This window comes from Evansella halocellulosilytica, from assembly GCF_002335745.1.
Taxonomy (GTDB): domain Bacteria; phylum Bacillota; class Bacilli; order Bacillales; family Salisediminibacteriaceae; genus Bacillus_CA; species Bacillus_CA halocellulosilytica.
Window position 1 is genome coordinate 1226347 of sequence record NZ_NIST01000001.1, and the last position, 18310, is coordinate 1244656.

Consider the following 18310-nt stretch of genomic DNA (forward strand, 5'->3'; position numbering starts at 1 on the left):
TTCCAAACACACGTTTGCTTGTGAGAGTTCTTTTACGTACAATAGATGTATCATTTAAAATAAAGGAGTTTTAGGTCAAATGGACAGCCGATTAATTGTTAATGACGAAATTTTGATTGATGCGTCTCCTGAAAAAGTGTGGGAAGTGCTGACAAAACCGAAATACGTTGCACAATGGGATGAACTTCCAGAAGATTATCCGAGTGAAGATATGACGGTTGGTAGTAAAGTTGTATGGAATCTTCCAAACGGCGGGGAGTCTGTGACGAAGATTATTAAAGCTGAAGAAATGAAACAATTAAAAATTGCCTTATACGTATCGAATTGGGAAAAGAAGCCGAAAGAAGGGGACGTGGCATATTTATATAATCTGGAAGAAAAAGAAGGACAAACACTTCTTACCATTGAAATAGGAGACTTTTCATTGATCAAAAACGGAGAAATGTACTATGATGCATCTGTAGAGTTTGCAACAGAATCAAAAGAGATGATTAAAGCGTTAGCTGAAAAAATGTAAACTTGCTATAAAACATCTTTTATTAGGTTAACTTCCGACTTAAAAGAAACCTAGTGTGAACCGGAATGAGACACTAGGTTTTTGTATGCCAAGCAAATTTAGATGAAAAGAAGGGCTTGCTTATCTAGGGGAACTGTTTTAGCTTGAGCGTTAATCCTCTTCATAAGCTAACAGTTCTGATACAGTTGTAAATGTATACCCTTCATCTTCTAAGGCTGTAATCATACCTTCGATTGAATCCATCGATGACCTTCTACTTTCATACATGACATGCATCAAAATGATTGAACCAGGACGAACGTTTTCAACGGCATGCTCGATCATTTTATTAGGACTACTAGCAATGTCAGAGGAGGATTCAGGTTCGATGTTCCATAATACAGTTTTTCGCTCATGTTTATTCAAGTAATGAGGAAGCACTACTAATTTCCTGCCATAAGGAGGGCGAAAATGAATATCTCCTTCATAGCCAGCCGCACGGATCCACTCATCTGTTTTCTCAATTTCATCTTTAATGAATCCTGGTGACTTAAAAACCATTCGTTCATGAGAATAAGAATGGTTCCCGATCTCATGTCCTTCATCAACAATTTTTACTGCCTCGTCGAAGTATTCTTCAATCTCTTGACCGGTTAAATAAAAGGTTGCTTTCACATCTTTATCACGTAAAATCTCAAGAATTTCATCAGTATATTCGGTTGGACCGTCATCAAACGTTAAAGCAACAACCTTCTCGCTTGTATCAACTTCACTGACAATCCCACCAAAAAATTGAAAGCTGCGTGACTTTGTCAGCTCATTCAATGCATAGGCGCTGGTAACTAACAAAATCATAGCTGTACTTAAAATCATTATCCACTTTTTCATTTTTCTCTCTCCAATAAACGTAATCTATTAAGTGATCGAACAAATCTATTATATACGGAAAACTAGAATTTTTGTTGCTCCACTTTGGATAACCTTGACTGACAAGAGGTCAAAATAAAGGATCCAGTGTCCGCACAAAGAACTGAATGCGATGTAGTGTCGCGGACAAGAGATTCGCTATTGCTGTCGAGAAAGGATATTTTTTAAGATTAAGCGGTCACTAGTTCCGTCAAGCGGATAAAAAGCAGTTCCAAAATGGATGATTATAAGGAGATATAGAACTCAATGTCTGCATCTGTCGCAAATCTAGATGTTTAAGATGATATCGCGCACCTAGTTGCCTCACAAAATATTGCGAAACGAACCAGATAATATGATTAAATTATGGTATTATTTGTTAAAGTACGGTGCATTAATACGAAAAATTAAGCAGGTTAAACATAAACATCCATCGATGGACAAGTGATAAGGTAAATAGCTCATATAAATTTGTTATGAATGTACATTTCGGTTTTTGATATACGAATGGATAGGAGTGATGACTGTGAAAGGAGATTCACCTAGACATATTGCAATTATGATGGATGGGAATGGAAGATGGGGGAAGGAAAAAAGATTGACAAGAAGTCAAGGTCACTATGCTGGATCGAAAGCGATGGAAGGAATTGTATACGCATCGATTGAATTAGGAATTCAAATATTGACCTTATATGCTTTCTCTTCGGAAAACTGGAAAAGACCTGAAAAAGAAGTTCAATACTTGATGGATTTACCTACGAGATTTTTTAAAGAAAAATTGCCAATGTTCATGGAAAAAAATATAAAGATTTGTAGTTCGGGAAATATTCAAGGGTTGCCGCAGCACACGAGAGAATCTGTTGAAGAAGCAATTCGACAAACGGCTAACAATGATGGCTTGATCGTGAATTTTGCTTTAAATTATGGTGGAAGAATGGAAATAGTAAATGCGGTAAAATTATTAATGACAGATGTTAGAAATTCAACACAATCTATAGAGAATATTAATAATGAGCTTATTAGAAGTTACCTTTATACGAAAGACCTTCCAGACCCTGATATGATTATTAGGACAGGTGGGGAGAGACGATTAAGCAACTTCTTACTATGGCAATCATCTAAGGCAGAATTGTGGTTTACGGATACTTATTTCCCGGACTTTAATAAACAATTGCTTATGCAAGCAATCGATGATGTGAATCAACGGAATGAGGCTGGGACATAATTAGTCAATAGTAACTAAAAAATGGTGCTATTGATCGATTTTTAAATTTTTATGTAGATTGTCAAAAAAACATACTGGCAAAAACTTTTAGTAGATTAAATGTTGCATTCTACCTATTCGTCTGCTAATATCGTTTCATAGCTAACGATTCTGAAAAAAAGGAGGGAGCAACCGTCCATTCGTTTAATGAAAAAGGAGAATTACTTCCCGAAGAACTAGAAACGATTAATCGTCTAACGAATTTACCTTTAGAATCATTGAACCTTGATGCAGTGGCAGTTGTAACAAATATTTACCGGATTGCCCAAGGGTTGCGTAACAAGATGGAGCGTGACGTTCTCTCTAATTATGGCTTGTCTTGGACGTCCTTTTCCATTTTGTATGATTTATGGATATCTCAATCAGTTGAAACGAAAAAGTTAGCTCAGTCTGCAGGCGTGACAAAAGCAACTGTGAGTAATATTACGAATACACTGGAAAGAAAAGAGCTATGCTATCGAAGTACTGATAAGAGAGATCGAAGAACGAGGTATGTGACAATCACAAATAAAGGCCGAAAAGTGATGGAGGAGTTGTATCCCCATTTTCATAAAGAGGAAGTCGAGGTTGTCAGTAGTATAAGTCCAGACGAACAGAAGCATTTGTCAGAGCTATTAAGGAAAGTGATTAGACATAACGAGTTTTAAAAATGCAATGACAGGAATCCAGTAGTAATGATCTCGCTGTTACAGAGAGTCGGTGGCTGGTGTGAACCGATACAAAGATTATTATGAATTACCTCCTTGAGCATTCTTTGTGAACAACTAGTAGCAAAGGACGGGCGAGCCGTTATCTCGAGCGAGTGGGAGAAGTGTTTTCTCCAACAAGGGTGGTACCGCGTGAAAAACTAAGCCACGTCCCTTTTTTATAGGGGGGCGTGGTTTTTATATATTCCCGCTTTCGTATAGCAGCAACTTTTTAAAAAAACAACTTATATTTTAAATTGGAGGGAAATGAAATGAGCGACATAATTGAACAGTTGTCAGAAGAACAATTACGCGAAGTAAAGAGGCAAATGGCGATATACAGACAAGGCGTCCAAGATATTATTCCAACCGAAGAATTAGAAAGGAAAGTAGCAAAATCCATCCTTCAAAATCGTCCGCTAAAAATTAAATTAGGACTAGATCCATCTGCACCAGATGTTCATTTAGGGCATACCGTCGTGTTAAACAAAATTCGCCAATTTCAAGAAAATGGTCATACGATCCAATTAATTATTGGTGATTTCACTGGTAAAATTGGTGATCCAACAGGAAAGTCGGTTGCGAGAAAGCAGCTGACAGATGAAGAAGTGAAACACAATGCCCAAACGTACTTTGACCAGTTCGGCAAAGTCCTTGACATGGAAAAAGTCGAACTGCATTACAATTCGAAATGGCTTTCAAAAATGAATTTCGAGGATGTCATTCGATTAGCTGGAAAAATTACGGTAGCAAGACTGTTAGAGAGGGATGACTTTGACGAACGGTTAGCGTTAGGAAAACCTATTTCATTACATGAATTCTTTTACCCGTTAATGCAAGGACATGATTCGATTGAGTTGGAATGTGATATTGAACTTGGCGGAACAGATCAGCACTTCAATATACTCATGGGGAGACATTTCCAAGAACGGTTTGGAAAAGAGCCGCAAGTAGCCATATTGATGCCATTATTGGCAGGCCTTGACGGAGTAGAAAAAATGTCTAAATCAAAGAACAATTACATTGGTATTGATGAGAAGCCGGCAGACATGTACGGAAAAGCGATGTCGATTCCGGATGAATTAACGGTGAAATACTTTGAGCTTGTAACAGACTTGTCTCCTCAAGAAATTCAAATGATAAAAGACGATTTGAATAATGGAAGCTTACACCCTCGTGATGCAAAAATGCGATTAGGGAAAACGATCGTGAGAATGTACCACAGCGATGAAGCAGCTGAGCAAGCCGAGCGTCAATTCATCTCTGTTTTTCAAAAAGGTGCATTACCTGAAGATATACCAGTAGTGAACTGGAATGGCGAGTCTGAAATGAACATTATCGATTTCCTCGTTGAGCTGAAATTATTGAAATCGAAAAGCGAAGCACGAAGAATGATTGAAAACCGAGGTGTCAAACTAAATGGAGAAAAAGTAGAAGATAATCATTTAAAAGTAAAGCTCACAGATGGTTTAATCATACAAGTCGGTAAGCGGAAATTCGCCAAAATAAAATTATAAAAAATTCGACAAGTGCCTGGCACTTGTCGAATTTTTATTTTAAGCGCGGGAATATGACAGCTAAAATAATCGCTGACCAATAAGGCAGCAGTTTAATCCATATGGATAAACTGTACATATCGAAGCCTACGATATGAAGCCCTCTTAATAACCCGCTTCCTAAAACGTAACCTGCGAAAAAACCTAATATGCCGAGAAGTATAGCTTTCATATTAATGAGCCTCCTTTTTCTTTTTAAGTGGCAGGACGGCGTAGTAAACATTAAATAGTGCTAAAATGACGAGAATCGTTCCAAAGATTGGATGAAGTGAGCCTGCGATCGGAAGTTGAAACCCGAGATTTGCGGTTACGTACATGGAAAAAATAAGCACGAGAAAACCACCAGTATAATAAATGAATATTTTCGGAAGTCTTCCGATAAACGCAGTAATCATCATGAATATCGGTAAGTTGATACCGAACAAATGAACAACCATTTTATGCTGCACCCAATAATGACCACCACCGAATATCGATAAACCTGCTGTGTAAAATTGAAATAAGACACAAAGTAAGAAGACGAATGACATTGCAATATAAATAAACTGACTAATAGAACCATATTTCATGAAAATCTCCCCTTTCGATGTATAGAATAGTTGGGAAAAATAAAAAATGTCTTATCTAATTCTTAAATTTTTATTAAATCGTTGAAAAACGTGTTGTTTGTGGAAGTGCAATAGAAGGTCATCTTGTAAGAATGAAGGTTTATCCGCGAAAATTACCGCTTATCCTGTAAAAATTAAGCTTTATCCGCGAAAATTTGAGTTTATCCGGTAAAAAATCAGGTTTATCCTGTAAAAATCCATGTTTATCCGCTAACTAGAACGATTCTAATCAGACGGCCCCCCTTGAGCTATCCCGTTTAAAAAACATTGCCGATATAAACGACAATGTTTAAGAAGTGATTTATGCTTTTAAAAAACGGTAACCTGCGCCCCATACCGTTTCGATATATTCTGTTTGGGAGTCGTGTTCAGAGAGTTTTTCTCTAACTTTTCGAATATGTACTGTTACCGTCGTGGCGTCTCCGAAAGCATCGATTCCCCATATTTTTTCAAAGAGGTGTTCTTTACTAAACACTTGGTTTGGGTGTTTTGCGAGGAATACGAGCAAATCATATTCCTTTGCTCTCATCATGATTTCCTCGTCCCCAATAAACACTCTTCTTGCATTTGTATCGATGGCTAAGTCTTTTACACGAATGAAAGTGGATCGATTTTCCTTGTTGACTAAACGCTCGTATCTGCTGATGTGCGCCTGGACACGGGCAACGAGTTCATTCGGACTAAAAGGCTTGACGATATAATCGTCGGCACCAAGACCTAGCCCTCTTATTTTATCAATGTCATCGGTTTTTGCTGTTACCATGATGATAGAAACATCTTTTTCGTTACGGATTTTTTTGCATACTTCAAAGCCGCTTAATGACGGAAGCATGACATCTAAAAGGATTAAATCATAATTGTCATTCAATGCTTTTTGTAATCCGGCTTGGCCGTCTTGTTCGATCTCCGTCTCAAATCCGTTGATTTCTAAATAATCTCGTTGGAGTTCTGCAATACTCAGTTCATCTTCAATTATTAATATCTTTGCCAAAGTGAATCACTCCTTATGCTCGATTGGCAATGAAAAAATGATCGTTGTTCCTATGCCGGGTTGACTTTCAGCACGGACAGTACCATGATGAGATTCAATGATTTGTTTCACAATTGCTAGACCTAATCCACTGCCTCCAGATGCCGAATTTCTCGCTTCGTCTGCTCGGTAAAAACGGTCGAAAATGAAAGGTAAGTCATCTTGCTCAATGCCAGGTCCGTTATCTTGAATCTTAATCTCGACGGAGTCTACTTTTTTAACTGCTCGAATCCAAATATTTTTTTCATCGAGGTGGAAGTGTTTGACACTGTTTTCAATAATATTAAATATGACACGCTTTAGCTGAATTTTATCGGCTTGAACGAATGTATCGGGTAACTCATTCGTTTCTAAATACGTATGGATATTTCTCATTTCAAGATCCGCATTAATGTCGTCGGTTGTTTCAGTGAGAAATTGTTTTATATTGACAGGCTCTAAATTCATTGGATGTTCATTCGTTTCGAGCTTGTTATATAGTGAAAGTTCATTGATTAGATGGTCGAGTTCATTCGTCTTTTGAAAAATCACTTCTGTATATTTGTCTAGTTTCTCGGGAGTATTAGCAACACCATCACGAATGCCTTCGACATATCCTTTAATCGAAGTGATAGGTGTCTTCAGATCATGTGTCAAGTTTGAAATGAGCTCTCTCCGATAATTATGATAGGAAGCTTGAAGTTCTTGTGATGCCTTTACTTCCTTTCTCATATCATTAAAGACTTCAGACAGTTTTCCGAGTTCATCTTGTCTATGTACACGCACTTCACTTTCAAAGTCTCCCGCTTTCATTTTTTCAGCAGCTTTCATTAAGTCTTGGATCGGCTTTATTATTTGTCTGTAAACATAATAAGTCAAGATCGTATTCGTAACCGCAATAACAAGTATAATTAATATGAATCGGATGGAGATAAAGAGTGCTGTATTGTCGGTATTCGATTCAAGGTTGAAAAACCTAAACAATAGTAATGCTAAGCCAATTTCGATCATAAAAAAGGCGATAATCGGGATGATGATCATTCCGAGGTTCGATGCTAACAGCTTTCGTTTAATGGACATTCTACTGCTCCTTACTATGTTCATCTATTGAAAATAGTGTACTATACAATAAATTGAAGTGCGAGTCGAGGCAAAAATCAAAGATGTTGAGTTTAAAGTGCTATCCTCCAGAATTACAAAATGACAGAATGTATAGTAAATTAGAGAGACGAGAGTATTTTTAAGAAAACTGGTAATATCCAGACGAACTGTTAGTATTTTAGAGAAGAAAATGTGGAAGGAATCTAAAAATGGAAGATGATCAAATATTTTTCATATATACGCGAGACCGAAAGAGGATGTAAAAGGCTCTTCCATTGGTAAGTTCCTCATTTCGAGCCTGCTCATTATTCATTGTTTCATTATGAAAGCTGAAGTCATATAAGACAGATGAAATCTAACTAGAAATTTCACCTGGTCATAAAAATGTACGAATGACGTCATCATTATTTTCAAAAACTGCGATTTTTTCTTGATACAGATTGTAGTTTAAGAAGTCAGGAAGGAACTTTTTATTATAATTTTTGTTCCAAGTTATTAATTCTTGGATACTTTCATATGTTTCTCGTTTATGTTTACCTGTTTCGTATGACTTCCGCTGTTCGTAGCGTTCCCATATTCGTTTTTCTTGGACAGATAATGCAGGTATTAATACGATAATCTTATTAGCTGCTGAAAAACTAGGGGCTGCCCAGGACAGATAGACGCCTTCAATTATCCATTTGTCCTGCTGAACGATAGATTTTAATTTTTGATCTCTCAATATCGGATCGGTTCTTTTTCCATAATATGTAGAAGTGTGGTCCCAAAACAAGTCATCTAAATCATAGTGGGGAAGGGCTAGCTTTTTACTTAAAATGCTAGCTGCATACGTTTTTCCGCTTCCAGATCCTCCTGAAATATGTATTTTCATCTATCGTCACTCCATTTTCTTATCATATTTACTAGTAAAATGAGGAACACCCTTTTCGAAGGATGTTCCTCAAAGGAAAGTAAAAGAAGGATTCCGCCTCCCTAAATCTTATTTATTGACGATCCCGATAATGAATCCGTCATGCCCTTTACTGCCAACTGTTTGAATCGCAGTTGAGTCGATTCTTGAATCTGTGGCAAGTAGATCAACCATTTCACGAGTACCTTGGACACTTTCATCATTACTTCCTGCATTCACAACTTCCCCATGACGAACGACGTTATCAATAATGACCATCGCTCCTGGCTGTGCAAGATCTAACGCCCAATTTAAATAATGAGGGTTATTTTTCTTATCCGCATCAATAAAAATGAGGTCAAAGTTTTTAAAACCATTTTTCTCTAATGTTGGTAATGAGTCAAGCGCTTTGCCGACAATGATATGAATTTTATTTTCAAGCTTCGCTCTCGCGATATTTTTCTCGGCAACTTGCGCATGCTTTTCAGAATATTCGAGTGTAACAAGCTTTCCATTTTCCGGAAGAGCACGACCGAGACAAATTGTACTGTATCCGCCTAATGTACCGATTTCTAAGATACTGCTGACACCTTTTAATTTTGCAAGAATGTGCAACAGTTCCCCTTCGTGAGGGGCTACGTCAATTGCTGGAAGACCAGCTGCTTGATTTTCTTTCAGTACTTCTTCTAACACAGCATCTTTCTTTAATAAATGCGAATTAAAATATTGTTCTACTTGCTCCCATTTTTCCATATTCGAGATCGCTCCTATCTTCCATTTATTTAACCTGCTTCTAACATATAATGAAATATCTTTTAATTCAATAAACTTGGCTAGGGATCTGATTATATACATGACGAGTTTATGACATGAATGGTATTCTTATAGTGGTGTATATTTTTGTAATGAAAGGCAGAAAAAAATGAAAAAGACCGTTTATTTTCTAGTTTTTAGTTTATTTTTTATCGGAGGTTGCAGCTCGGCAACTGAACAATCAGATACTCTTTATGTAGCAGCGGCTTCGGACATGTATCATGCTTTAACTGAAGTTGGTCATGCATTTACTGAAAAAACAGATGTTGAGATCGAATTTACATACGGATCGACTGGGCAGTTAACTCAACAAATTCAAGAAGGGGCACCATTCGATTTGTTTTTGGCTGCTCATGATTCATATATAGATCAACTCATTGATCGTGAAGCGGTTTATGAGGATTCTAAAGCGTATTATTCAAGGGGAACGATCGTCTTCATGCACACTCCAAAAGTGAACATTGATGATCAAGGTGAATTTTTGTTAAATGATGATGTAACGACCGTAACGATTGCTAATCCTGAACATGCCCCATATGGAAAAGCCGCAAAGGAGGCACTTGAATCGTTAGAAATATGGAATGAAGTAGAACCGAAAATTGTGTATGCGGAAAACATTAGGCAAGCATATCAATATGTTGAATCAGGTAATGCTGATGTCGGGATCATCGCTTTAGCGCTCATGAATGAGACGGATCTTTATTTCGAAAAAATTGATGGACAATTACACGAGCCGATTAGACAGGCATTGGCAATTCCGCGGCAAACAAATAACAAGGAACTGGCTGAACAGTTTTCTGACTTTATTTTAAGTGAAGAAGGTCAAGGAATTCTTAAGTCATATGGGTTTGATAACCAATGACACAATCAGTACTTACGCCATTACTGCTATCGTTAAAAATATCGGTTATCGCGACAGCAGCAGCTTTCATTGTTGGAATCTTCTTTTCTTGGTGGGTAGCATTTAATAAAAATAAGTTAACGCAATTTTTCTCAATTATTATTACGATTCCATTGGTCATTCCTCCAACTGTTCTCGGTTACTATTTATTAGTCGTTTTAGGGCGGAACAGTCCAATTGGACAGTGGTTTGAAGCTGTGACAGGGCAGACGATTATTTTTACGTGGCAAGCTGCCGTCATTGCAGCAGCGATTGCAGCATTACCGTTGCTTGTGAGACCGATTCAAGCATCATTTGAATCGATAGACAAAGATACGATGAAAGCAGCTGAGTTAGATGGAGCAAGTAAATTTCAACTTTTGCGATATATTGTAATCCCCTTATCGTATAAAGGGATTTTGGCAGGACTCGTTCTCGGTTTTGCAAGGGCAATGGGGGAATTTGGAGCAACATTAATGGTTGCAGGTAATATTCCTGGCAGGACACAAACGCTGTCAATTGCAATTTATGATGCGGTCCAAGCTGATCGGATGATGGATGCACATATGATGGTATTCATTTTAACGTGTGCAACGGTGGTCTTTTTATATTTGATTCATCGATGGTTTAAATAAGTTTATGTGAAGGCGAGGGTAAAGATGGTCATTACAAAGGAAATGCCGGTGTCCGGTATTGTTAGCAGTTGGCCGGAAACAGAAGTCATTTTTGCAAAGTACCGTATTTCTTCACAATCGAATCGCTCAATACAGGAAGTTGTTCAAAATGAGCAGATATGTGATTTGCTCATTATACAATTGAACAAAACGATCGGCAGCTCAAATCGAACGTGTATAAAAGGTGGCTGACGAGTTGAATAAAAGGTACAGGCTGTACCTCCATAATAAACCTCTTGGATATCGAGTCCTGGAGGTTTTTCATTTGGGCTGGAAAGGGAGAGGTACGGACTAAACAAACGTTTGTTTAACTATTGTTTGACAAGATGTCCTATCATTCTTTTAAAAATTGCTTTTCCCTGCAATGACAGATTACGAATTTGTCGAGAGGAAAAGTTCACGGACCAGGTCTGTGACAATTTTGTGAACAAATGATGAAAGGAGTCCAAAGGTGAGTGACATTTACTACCTGAGCTAAATGCGTACTAAGAATTTCGTTAAACGTATATGGGGAAAGTTGATCCGATAAACAGTAATGGAAATTAGCCCAAATCAGTGTGCAATAAACGAATAATGAGTATATCGATTTATTTAAGGAACGGAAAAGTGTTTTATTCACTAGAAAAAATGAGTGATAAAACGATAAGGAGTTGGTAATAATGGAAAGTACGCTCATGGTGAACGACTCACCACTTAGCTACGCTCCTCACTTCCACGACGAAAGCAACCTTTCGTCTCTATGATCTTCACACACTTGAAGAGGGAGCTTCTTGACTAAATTCGTTAAAGGAAAAAATGGTTAGCGGATCTGAAGTAGATTGTGAAAGTAAAAAAGCGATCGATACATGAAAAAAACGGAGAGGTTCTTAAAGTGCATGTAACAAATAAAGGAGCGAAAGCAGATCTGCCACATGGGCGAAATCACCAGGAAACAAACGGATAAACAAGCAAAAGAAAGTGGAGTTTTGAAATATTGATTAATAAAATCTTAAAAATTGTCAGGGACCAGGTCCCTGACAATTTTGTGAACAAGGAGGTGGGGCGAATGCGTAAGTGGATTCCATTAATAAATGAACTGCACGACTATGATTTAAGGAGAGATTTTCGTGGAGACCTTAACGCAGGTTTAATCGTTGCGATTATGCTTATTCCTCAAGGGATGGCGTATGCGATGCTTGCTGGTCTGCCGCCTGTGTCCGGGCTCTATGCGTCTACGGTTCCACTTATTATTTATGCCTTTTTCGGGACGTCGCGGCAGCTTGCGGTTGGTCCAGTTGCGATGATCTCCCTTCTTGTTTTTACTGGGGTATCGGGAGTAGCCAAGCCTGGATCTGATGACTATTTTACTTATGTCATTGTTTTAACGTTACTTGTCGGACTCATTCAATTTTTACTTGGATTATTTAAATTAGGTGCGATTACAAAGCTTATTTCACATGCAGTGATAAGTGGTTTTATATCTGCGGCTGCCTTGATGATTGCCTTCAGTCAATTAACTCATTTATTAGGTGTTGAGTTAGGAAACTCCAAGAATGTGTTTCTCATTCTTTATGAAGCAGGAAGCAACATAACTGACATTCATACGATAACGTTAATCATCGGCTTAGCGTGCATTTTCACTTTATTTTTCTTCAAAAAGAAAGTTCCGAAGCTTCCCGGACCGCTTGTTGTTGTCATTGTTTCAATCATCGTTGTATCGACCTTTAGCTTACATGAACAAGGAGTAAAAATCGTTGGAGAGATCCCGAGTGGTCTGCCGAACGTTTCTGTACCAAGCTTCGATTTTGTAACGATTACAACGCTTTTGCCGATTGCGGTTACGATTTCAATCATTGCATTTGTTGAATCATATGCGATGGCAAAAGTAATCGCTGAAAAAGAAAAGTATCAGATCAATCCGAATCGGGAACTCCGTGCTTTAGGAGTGGCGAACGTAGGGGCGAGCTTTTTCTCTGGATTTCCAGTTACGGGGGGATTTTCGCGCTCTGCTGTGAACTACGAAGCGGGAGCGAAATCTCGTTTAGCATCGATTATGACAGCGGTTTTTATTATCTTCACATTACTTTTTTTCACCTCTCTGTTTTATTATTTGCCCCAGGCAGTGCTTGCTGCGATTATCATCGTCGCTGTATTTGGACTCGTTGATGTTAAGGAACTCATGCATTTATGGAAGGTTAAACGAGTTGATTCAGTCACACTTGTCGTCACGTTTTTTGCGACGATCATATTTGGAATTGAAGTGGGTATTGCCACAGGTGTCATTTTTTCATTTGTCGTTTACGTTTATCAACAGAGTAAGCTCAGCTGGGAAATGGAAAATTCAAAGTGAAGGAAGGTTTATTTTATACTATCAGAATTTATATAACCTTAGGATGATTGTCCAAAAGCATAGGTAAGTACAATTAGAGAACCTCTTTAACGACAGCAAAGTTTTGTTAATATTCGTTATAAGTCCTGTTGCAAAAAGTAGGCTGTGTATGTAAATATATAGAATACATCCCCAATAAAATGAACGATGTAATTGCAAAAAAATAAAGAGGTGTTCTATTTTGACAGCTGATATTTTAAAGCAGAGAAACCGGGAGTTTGTAAAACATATGAATGAGGTTGATCCTGACTTTTTTTCGAAGCTAAAAGAAGGTCAATCTCCTGATTTTTTCATATTGTCATGCAGTGATTCGCGAGTGAGTCCAACAACAATTACTGGGATGACATTAGGAAGCATGTTTATCCATAGAAATGTTGCAAACCAAGTTAACCATCGTGATGATAGCTTTTCTACGGGGCTGTATTTTGCACTGCATTATTTGAAAGTGAGCTATATTATTATAATTGGACATACTGGTTGTGGCGGAGTGGAAGCAGCTTGGGGAGAAAGCAAGGATGAAAAACTGCAGCCATGGCTTTCACACATTCAAGAAAGCTTACCGATGGAGGAAAAAAATAAGTCATTTTCATCGAGAGATTTATCGATTCAAAATGTTTTATCACAAGTTGAAAACATGAAAAACCACCCGATTTATATGGAACACGGTCAAGGTATTCCTGTTATAGGGATGGTTTTTAATTTAGGTACTGGAGAATTAGAATATGTTACTGAGGAAGAACAAGTTGACCAAATAAAAGAGATCGGTTCGAAATAGGTGAGATACAGGAACCGACTTTGCTCGTAAAAAAAGCCAGTCACTCTATTACAACTAAGTAATGAAGACTGGCTTTTTTACTGTTTTTAATATAAAAATTGGAACAAATTTCTGTAAATAATTTTATCTGAATAATGGAGCTCATTTGATCCTTCTTCTCTGATCAGCTTGCAATCATCTACATCCAATTCATTTCCAGTTTGATGATCGAAACAACGGTCATTTGAATAGATGAGCTCGTCGGTTATGACACTGCCGTCTCTTAATACTGTAAAGTCATCGCGGTTTGCAGAAAAAAGGTCACTGCCAAACATTGTTATATCCTCTTCGGGTATCCCGAGTAAATTTAATAGCGTTGGCATGACATCAATTTGACCTGAAACAGTGTCTAACGTTTCTCCTTCCATACCCGGGATATGTATGATCAATGGGACACGCTCTAGCTTAACTGCTTCATATAATGTAAGGTCTTTTTCTAAAAACTTCCCGAGTTCACCGTAATGACTGCTGGCAATACCATAATGGTCCCCATACATGACGAGAATCGTGTTTTCATACAATCCTTCTCGTTTCAATTCATCAACAAGCACCCTCATCGCCTCATCGGTATAGCGAACTGTAGGAAAATAACGATTCACAATATCACTGTCAGAATCAAACTCATCAATAAACTGATCTTCTTCATCTAATTCATATGGAAAGTGGTTTGTTAACGTTAAGATCGTACCGTAAAAAGGCTCTGGAAGTTCCTTTATGAAGTCCATTGACTGCTCTATAAAATCAATGTCTTTCATTCCCCACCCGACAGAGTTCATGACTGAAATGTCATAATCACTAAAGGAATAAACATCTTCATAGCCTAGCTGATCATACATAACATCTCGGTTATAGAAAGCTTGATTGTTCGCATGAAATGTAGCTGTATGATAATCGTCATTAGCTAAAATTTCCGGTAAAGCATGATATTCATTTCCATCGTGTGTTAGGAAAACTGCGCCTCTTCCGAGTGGATATAAGGAATTGTTAATAATAAATTCGGCGTCTGACGTCTTCCCTTGACCAGTTTGATAATAAAAATTTTCAAAGTAAAAGCTTTCTTCTATTAATTCATTTAAAAAAGGCGTAATTTCTTCACCATTCAACGTTTCCCCGATGACAAAGCTTTCTACGGATTCTAAAGAGACGACAATTACATTCATGTCTTCAGCAACTCCGAATTTAGAAAGGTTTGGATCTGCGCGGTTTTCATCTAAGTATTCATGAATGGTTGACCAATCGTCTTCTTCAGATAAAATCGTTTGTGTGTTCGTAAAAGCATGAAGATATGCATCATACAGATAAAAGTTATAAATTCCGAGCGATTGAATGAGCTGATCACGATTAAATGAATGTTTTTGATCGAGAACTTTCACTTGAGTTAATCCGATAACTAATAAAAGAAGAAGTGTAATGGCTGGTATTTTTGCTTTGCTAAAATACACTTTCGTAACGGTTAACCATGAAGGCTGTTTGTACATAAGAAAGCCAATAACGGAAAGGTCGATGAAATAAATAACATCCGTCCAATGTATGAGTTCAACGATACTTGTACTTAAATCGCCCATATTAGCGCTCATTAATAGCAGAGGGAGTGTAATAATATCACTGAATTCACGATAGTAAACGACGTTTGAATATAAAATAACGGATAATAGCAAGCTCACTGAAAAGTAGTAAATGAATTGAAACTTCGGCTTAAGTAATAAGCCTATGCTGAATAACGCAATGAGAAAGACTAATGGATTAAATGCAAAGATGACAGCTTCAAGAAATTTATTAATGTTTATGTGAAATGTTACTTCTGACACAATGAACGTTTTTAACCATATGATGGTTAAGCAAAGGAGCATGAGTCGATGATTACGAAAAAATGTTTTCACCTTTCGTTCACCACCTTTCAAATGTGTGTATCGTATTAAGGTCATAATTTTTATGTTAATACACGTAGCATTTGTTTAACAACAGAAATCATGAGTTTACATATTTTGTAGTTTATTTTGTATACAGGTGGGGCTAGAATCCACTAATTTTTACAGTTGGTTTTCATCTGAATTAGATGGGTATATTAACCTTTAAAATACTTATTCGGTTAATGTTACATATTTTAAGAAGTTTGAGGTGGAAATCATGAAACGGTTAAATGAAGATGCGAGGGAATTATATTTTGAAGCAATTTTTCAAACGATTAAAGATCAGCAAAAAGCTCAGTTTCGTGAAAAATATTTAGAGCTTCATCCTACTGATCAAGTGGAACTTTTCCAAACGTTGTTTACTGAAAAGCGGCCGTACGTCTATGACTATTTATCAGCTGAGGAGTTTGCTGATATATTCCAAGGCTTAGACGTTGATACGCAAAAGCTTGTCGTTAGTGAACTGGATAAGGATTATGCAGCAGAAATGTTCAATCATATGCAAGCTGACGATGCAGCGGACTTTTTCAGTGAAATTAATGAACCTCATGCTAAAGAAATTTTAAAGACGATGGATAAAGTCGAAGCTGACGAAGTCATTGAACTTCTATCGTATCCGACTGAAACAGCCGGGGCGATTATGACGAAGGAATTTATTTCGATAAAAGCTACGGATACGGCATCTAGTGTGATGGATCATTTGCGGCAAATGGGACCAGATGCGGAGACAATTTATTATTTATATGTAATTAATGAAAAGGACAAGCTCGTTGGTGTTATTTCATTACGCGACTTAATTGTTGCTCCACTCGAAGAGCAAATCGTAAACATTATGAGTACACAAGTCGTGTCAATTGAAGCGCATACAGATCAAGAGGAAGTCGCAAAGCTTATTAAAGACTATGACTTTCTTGCTGCCCCTGTTGTAACGAGTACGAATGAATTAATTGGGATTGTGACCGTAGATGATGTTATGGACGTGATGGAAGAAGAAACCGATGAAGACTTTGGTGAGTTTACAGCAACGAAAGGAGCAACTGATGTCAACATTAGTTCATTTACAGCCGCAAAAAAGCGATCACCATGGATTATTCTATTAATGTTTTTCGGATTAATAACTGCAGGGGTGATCGGACAATTTGAAGAAACTCTTGAAGAAATTGTCCTGCTTGCCGTTTTTATTCCGCTGATTATGGACTCTGCTGGTAATACTGGTACTCAGTCTCTCGCTGTTATGGTCCGTTCATTAGCAACAGGGACGTTTGAAAAGAAAGGCTTAATGCATACTGTAAAAAGGGAGTTTGGAACTGGATTGATGCTCGGTCTTATTTGTGCAATCGTGTTACTGATCATCGTACCGTTTATTTATGGAAGCTTTTTACTAGCTTTTATCGTCGGAATTTCCTTGTTTTTAACATTAAGTATTGCAACGATTATTGGCTCTGTTGTACCTGTTATTATTAACAAACTGAACCTTGATCCAGCGATTGCATCAGGTCCTTTTATTACAACAGTTAATGATATTTTAGGGTTATTTATTTACTTCACGATCGCAACAAGCTTATTACATTATTTATAAAATACCAATGATTCCCAGGTGCCTGGCGCCTGGGAATCATTGGGAATAAATTAAAATCGTTGGTCTAATAAGGTCTACTATTATTGGTTCAATTTTTTTGGTTGAGTTTATCGCTCGATTTCCTTTATGATCTTTGCAGGATTACCGCCTACTACGACATTGTCTGATACGTCTTTCGTGACGACAGAGCCAGAAGCGACCACGACATTATTCCCGATTGTGACGCCTGGGTTAATGACAGAACGGCCGCCGATCCATACATTGTCTCCGATCGTGACGGGAATGCCGTATTCGGCACCTGAATTTCTTTCGTCAGGGTCAAGTGGGTGAGTCGCTGTATAGATATGGACACCCGGGGCGATAAAACAATTTTTACCGATAAGAATTTCACAAACGTCTAAAAAAGTACAATCAAAGTTTGCGTAAAAATTTTCACCGACATGGATATTGTAGCCATAATCACAACGTATAGTAGGTTCTACATAAATTTTTTCCCCTGTAGAGCCAAAGAGATCTTTTAAAAGTTGTGTACGCTTGTCGAGTTCCGTTTCACTTGTTTCGTTAAATAGTCTTGTTCGTTTACGAGCGTACTCACGATCTTTGACTAACTGTGGATCATCCGCCAAATATAATTGTCCTTTTAGCATTTTTTCTTTTTCAGTCATTGGCATTGTATTCATTCACTCCATCTCGTTTTTCTGTCATTCCCATCATGTTTCTATATTCGGCTTCCCTATATCTGATTCCTGTCTAATAA

The 18310-nt window shown here is 37.6% G+C and carries 19 protein-coding genes and 1 other annotated feature; of the genes, 10 read left to right on the forward strand and 9 right to left on the reverse strand.

Annotated elements, in window-relative coordinates:
* Positions 1 to 79 precede the first annotated feature (79 nt).
* A complete protein-coding gene (locus CD001_RS05930) occupies positions 80 to 517 on the forward strand; it encodes an SRPBCC family protein (RefSeq protein ID WP_096186637.1) in 438 nt (145 codons plus the stop codon).
* Between the two features lie 150 nt (positions 518 to 667).
* On the opposite strand, the gene CD001_RS05935 is transcribed toward CD001_RS05930, so the two are convergent.
* The gene (locus CD001_RS05935) at positions 668 to 1384 is read right to left on the reverse strand and encodes a polysaccharide deacetylase family protein (RefSeq protein ID WP_096186638.1); all 717 of its coding nucleotides are present in this window, start codon (positions 1382 to 1384) and stop codon (positions 668 to 670) included.
* A 544-nt stretch (positions 1385 to 1928) separates the two neighbouring features.
* Between CD001_RS05935 and CD001_RS05940 the strand changes: the two genes are divergently transcribed.
* The 3 genes from CD001_RS05940 (at position 1929) to tyrS (ending at position 4869) form a co-directional block, all read left to right on the forward strand.
* Complete coding sequence (locus tag CD001_RS05940; RefSeq protein WP_257009719.1) at positions 1929 to 2627, forward strand: isoprenyl transferase; 699 nt, start codon at positions 1929 to 1931, stop codon at positions 2625 to 2627.
* A 272-nt stretch (positions 2628 to 2899) separates the two neighbouring features.
* The gene (locus tag CD001_RS05945; RefSeq protein WP_257009720.1) at positions 2900 to 3313 is read left to right on the forward strand and encodes a MarR family winged helix-turn-helix transcriptional regulator; all 414 of its coding nucleotides are present in this window, start codon (positions 2900 to 2902) and stop codon (positions 3311 to 3313) included.
* Positions 3312 to 3531, forward strand: a binding site (T-box leader). It overlaps the preceding gene by 2 nt.
* Before the next feature lie 93 nt (positions 3532 to 3624).
* The gene (gene tyrS, locus CD001_RS05950; protein ID WP_096186641.1) at positions 3625 to 4869 is read left to right on the forward strand and encodes a tyrosine--tRNA ligase; all 1245 of its coding nucleotides are present in this window, start codon (positions 3625 to 3627) and stop codon (positions 4867 to 4869) included.
* 34 nt (positions 4870 to 4903) lie between these two features.
* On the opposite strand, the gene CD001_RS26300 is transcribed toward tyrS, so the two are convergent.
* The 6 genes from CD001_RS26300 to CD001_RS05975 form a co-directional block, all read right to left on the reverse strand.
* A complete protein-coding gene (locus tag CD001_RS26300) occupies positions 4904 to 5080 on the reverse strand; it encodes a DUF5957 family protein (protein WP_179298625.1) in 177 nt (58 codons plus the stop codon).
* Position 5081: 1 nt separating this feature from the next.
* A complete protein-coding gene (locus CD001_RS05955; protein ID WP_096186642.1) occupies positions 5082 to 5477 on the reverse strand; it encodes a DUF6220 domain-containing protein in 396 nt (131 codons plus the stop codon).
* Positions 5478 to 5817: 340 nt separating this feature from the next.
* Positions 5818 to 6507: a response regulator transcription factor gene (locus CD001_RS05960; protein ID WP_096186643.1), complete on the reverse strand. Its 690-nt coding sequence runs from the start codon at positions 6505 to 6507 to the stop codon at positions 5818 to 5820.
* Between the two features lie 6 nt (positions 6508 to 6513).
* Positions 6514 to 7605, reverse strand: coding sequence for a sensor histidine kinase (locus tag CD001_RS05965; protein ID WP_179298626.1), 1092 nt, complete (start codon positions 7603 to 7605; stop codon positions 6514 to 6516).
* A 397-nt stretch (positions 7606 to 8002) separates the two neighbouring features.
* Entirely contained in the window at positions 8003 to 8497 is a 495-nt protein-coding gene (locus tag CD001_RS05970; RefSeq protein ID WP_096186645.1) for a P-loop NTPase family protein, read from the reverse strand.
* 108 nt (positions 8498 to 8605) lie between these two features.
* Positions 8606 to 9268, reverse strand: a complete 663-nt coding sequence (locus CD001_RS05975) for an O-methyltransferase (RefSeq protein ID WP_306454060.1) — start codon at positions 9266 to 9268, stop codon at positions 8606 to 8608.
* Positions 9269 to 9437: 169 nt separating this feature from the next.
* Between CD001_RS05975 and modA the strand changes: the two genes are divergently transcribed.
* The 5 genes from modA (at position 9438) to CD001_RS06000 (ending at position 14025) form a co-directional block, all read left to right on the forward strand.
* Positions 9438 to 10190, forward strand: a complete 753-nt coding sequence (gene modA, locus CD001_RS05980; RefSeq protein ID WP_096186647.1) for a molybdate ABC transporter substrate-binding protein — start codon at positions 9438 to 9440, stop codon at positions 10188 to 10190.
* Positions 10187 to 10843 (forward strand): molybdate ABC transporter permease subunit, encoded by a 657-nt coding sequence (modB, locus tag CD001_RS05985; protein ID WP_096186648.1) that lies wholly within the window; start codon positions 10187 to 10189, stop codon positions 10841 to 10843. The genes modA and modB overlap by 4 nt, the downstream gene beginning before the upstream one ends.
* Before the next feature lie 24 nt (positions 10844 to 10867).
* Positions 10868 to 11074, forward strand: coding sequence for a hypothetical protein (locus tag CD001_RS05990; RefSeq protein ID WP_096186649.1), 207 nt, complete (start codon positions 10868 to 10870; stop codon positions 11072 to 11074).
* An 853-nt stretch (positions 11075 to 11927) separates the two neighbouring features.
* On the forward strand, positions 11928 to 13211 hold the full coding sequence (locus tag CD001_RS05995) for a SulP family inorganic anion transporter (protein ID WP_096186650.1): 1284 nt from the start codon (positions 11928 to 11930) through the stop codon (positions 13209 to 13211).
* 220 nt (positions 13212 to 13431) lie between these two features.
* Positions 13432 to 14025, forward strand: a complete 594-nt coding sequence (locus tag CD001_RS06000; RefSeq protein ID WP_257009721.1) for a carbonic anhydrase — start codon at positions 13432 to 13434, stop codon at positions 14023 to 14025.
* Between the two features lie 86 nt (positions 14026 to 14111).
* Here the strand turns inward: CD001_RS06000 and CD001_RS06005 are convergent, their stop codons facing one another.
* Positions 14112 to 15944 (reverse strand): LTA synthase family protein, encoded by a 1833-nt coding sequence (locus CD001_RS06005; RefSeq protein WP_096186651.1) that lies wholly within the window; start codon positions 15942 to 15944, stop codon positions 14112 to 14114.
* 247 nt (positions 15945 to 16191) lie between these two features.
* On the opposite strand from CD001_RS06005, the gene mgtE reads away from it, so the two are divergent.
* A complete protein-coding gene (gene mgtE, locus CD001_RS06010) occupies positions 16192 to 17553 on the forward strand; it encodes a magnesium transporter (protein ID WP_096186652.1) in 1362 nt (453 codons plus the stop codon).
* A 107-nt stretch (positions 17554 to 17660) separates the two neighbouring features.
* Here mgtE and CD001_RS06015 read toward each other — a convergent pair whose 3' ends face one another.
* Positions 17661 to 18233: a sugar O-acetyltransferase gene (locus CD001_RS06015; RefSeq protein WP_407081095.1), complete on the reverse strand. Its 573-nt coding sequence runs from the start codon at positions 18231 to 18233 to the stop codon at positions 17661 to 17663.
* Between the last annotated feature and the right edge of the window lie 77 nt (positions 18234 to 18310).

Coding starts and splice junctions, on each gene's coding strand:
- CD001_RS05930 (WP_096186637.1), top strand. CDS start 80: ATGGACAGCCGATTAATTGTTAATGACGAAATTTTGATTGATGCGTCT.
- CD001_RS05935 (WP_096186638.1), bottom strand. CDS start 1,384: ATGAAAAAGTGGATAATGATTTTAAGTACAGCTATGATTTTGTTAGTT.
- tyrS (WP_096186641.1), top strand. CDS start 3,625: ATGAGCGACATAATTGAACAGTTGTCAGAAGAACAATTACGCGAAGTA.
- CD001_RS26300 (WP_179298625.1), bottom strand. CDS start 5,080: ATGAAAGCTATACTTCTCGGCATATTAGGTTTTTTCGCAGGTTACGTT.
- CD001_RS05955 (WP_096186642.1), bottom strand. CDS start 5,477: ATGAAATATGGTTCTATTAGTCAGTTTATTTATATTGCAATGTCATTC.
- CD001_RS05965 (WP_179298626.1), bottom strand. CDS start 7,605: ATGTCCATTAAACGAAAGCTGTTAGCATCGAACCTCGGAATGATCATC.
- CD001_RS05970 (WP_096186645.1), bottom strand. CDS start 8,497: ATGAAAATACATATTTCAGGAGGATCTGGAAGCGGAAAAACGTATGCA.
- CD001_RS05975 (WP_306454060.1), bottom strand. CDS start 9,268: ATGGAAAAATGGGAGCAAGTAGAACAATATTTTAATTCGCATTTATTA.
- modA (WP_096186647.1), top strand. CDS start 9,438: ATGAAAAAGACCGTTTATTTTCTAGTTTTTAGTTTATTTTTTATCGGA.
- modB (WP_096186648.1), top strand. CDS start 10,187: ATGACACAATCAGTACTTACGCCATTACTGCTATCGTTAAAAATATCG.
- CD001_RS05990 (WP_096186649.1), top strand. CDS start 10,868: ATGGTCATTACAAAGGAAATGCCGGTGTCCGGTATTGTTAGCAGTTGG.
- CD001_RS05995 (WP_096186650.1), top strand. CDS start 11,928: ATGCGTAAGTGGATTCCATTAATAAATGAACTGCACGACTATGATTTA.
- mgtE (WP_096186652.1), top strand. CDS start 16,192: ATGAAACGGTTAAATGAAGATGCGAGGGAATTATATTTTGAAGCAATT.
- CD001_RS06015 (WP_407081095.1), bottom strand. CDS start 18,233: ATGAATACAATGCCAATGACTGAAAAAGAAAAAATGCTAAAAGGACAA.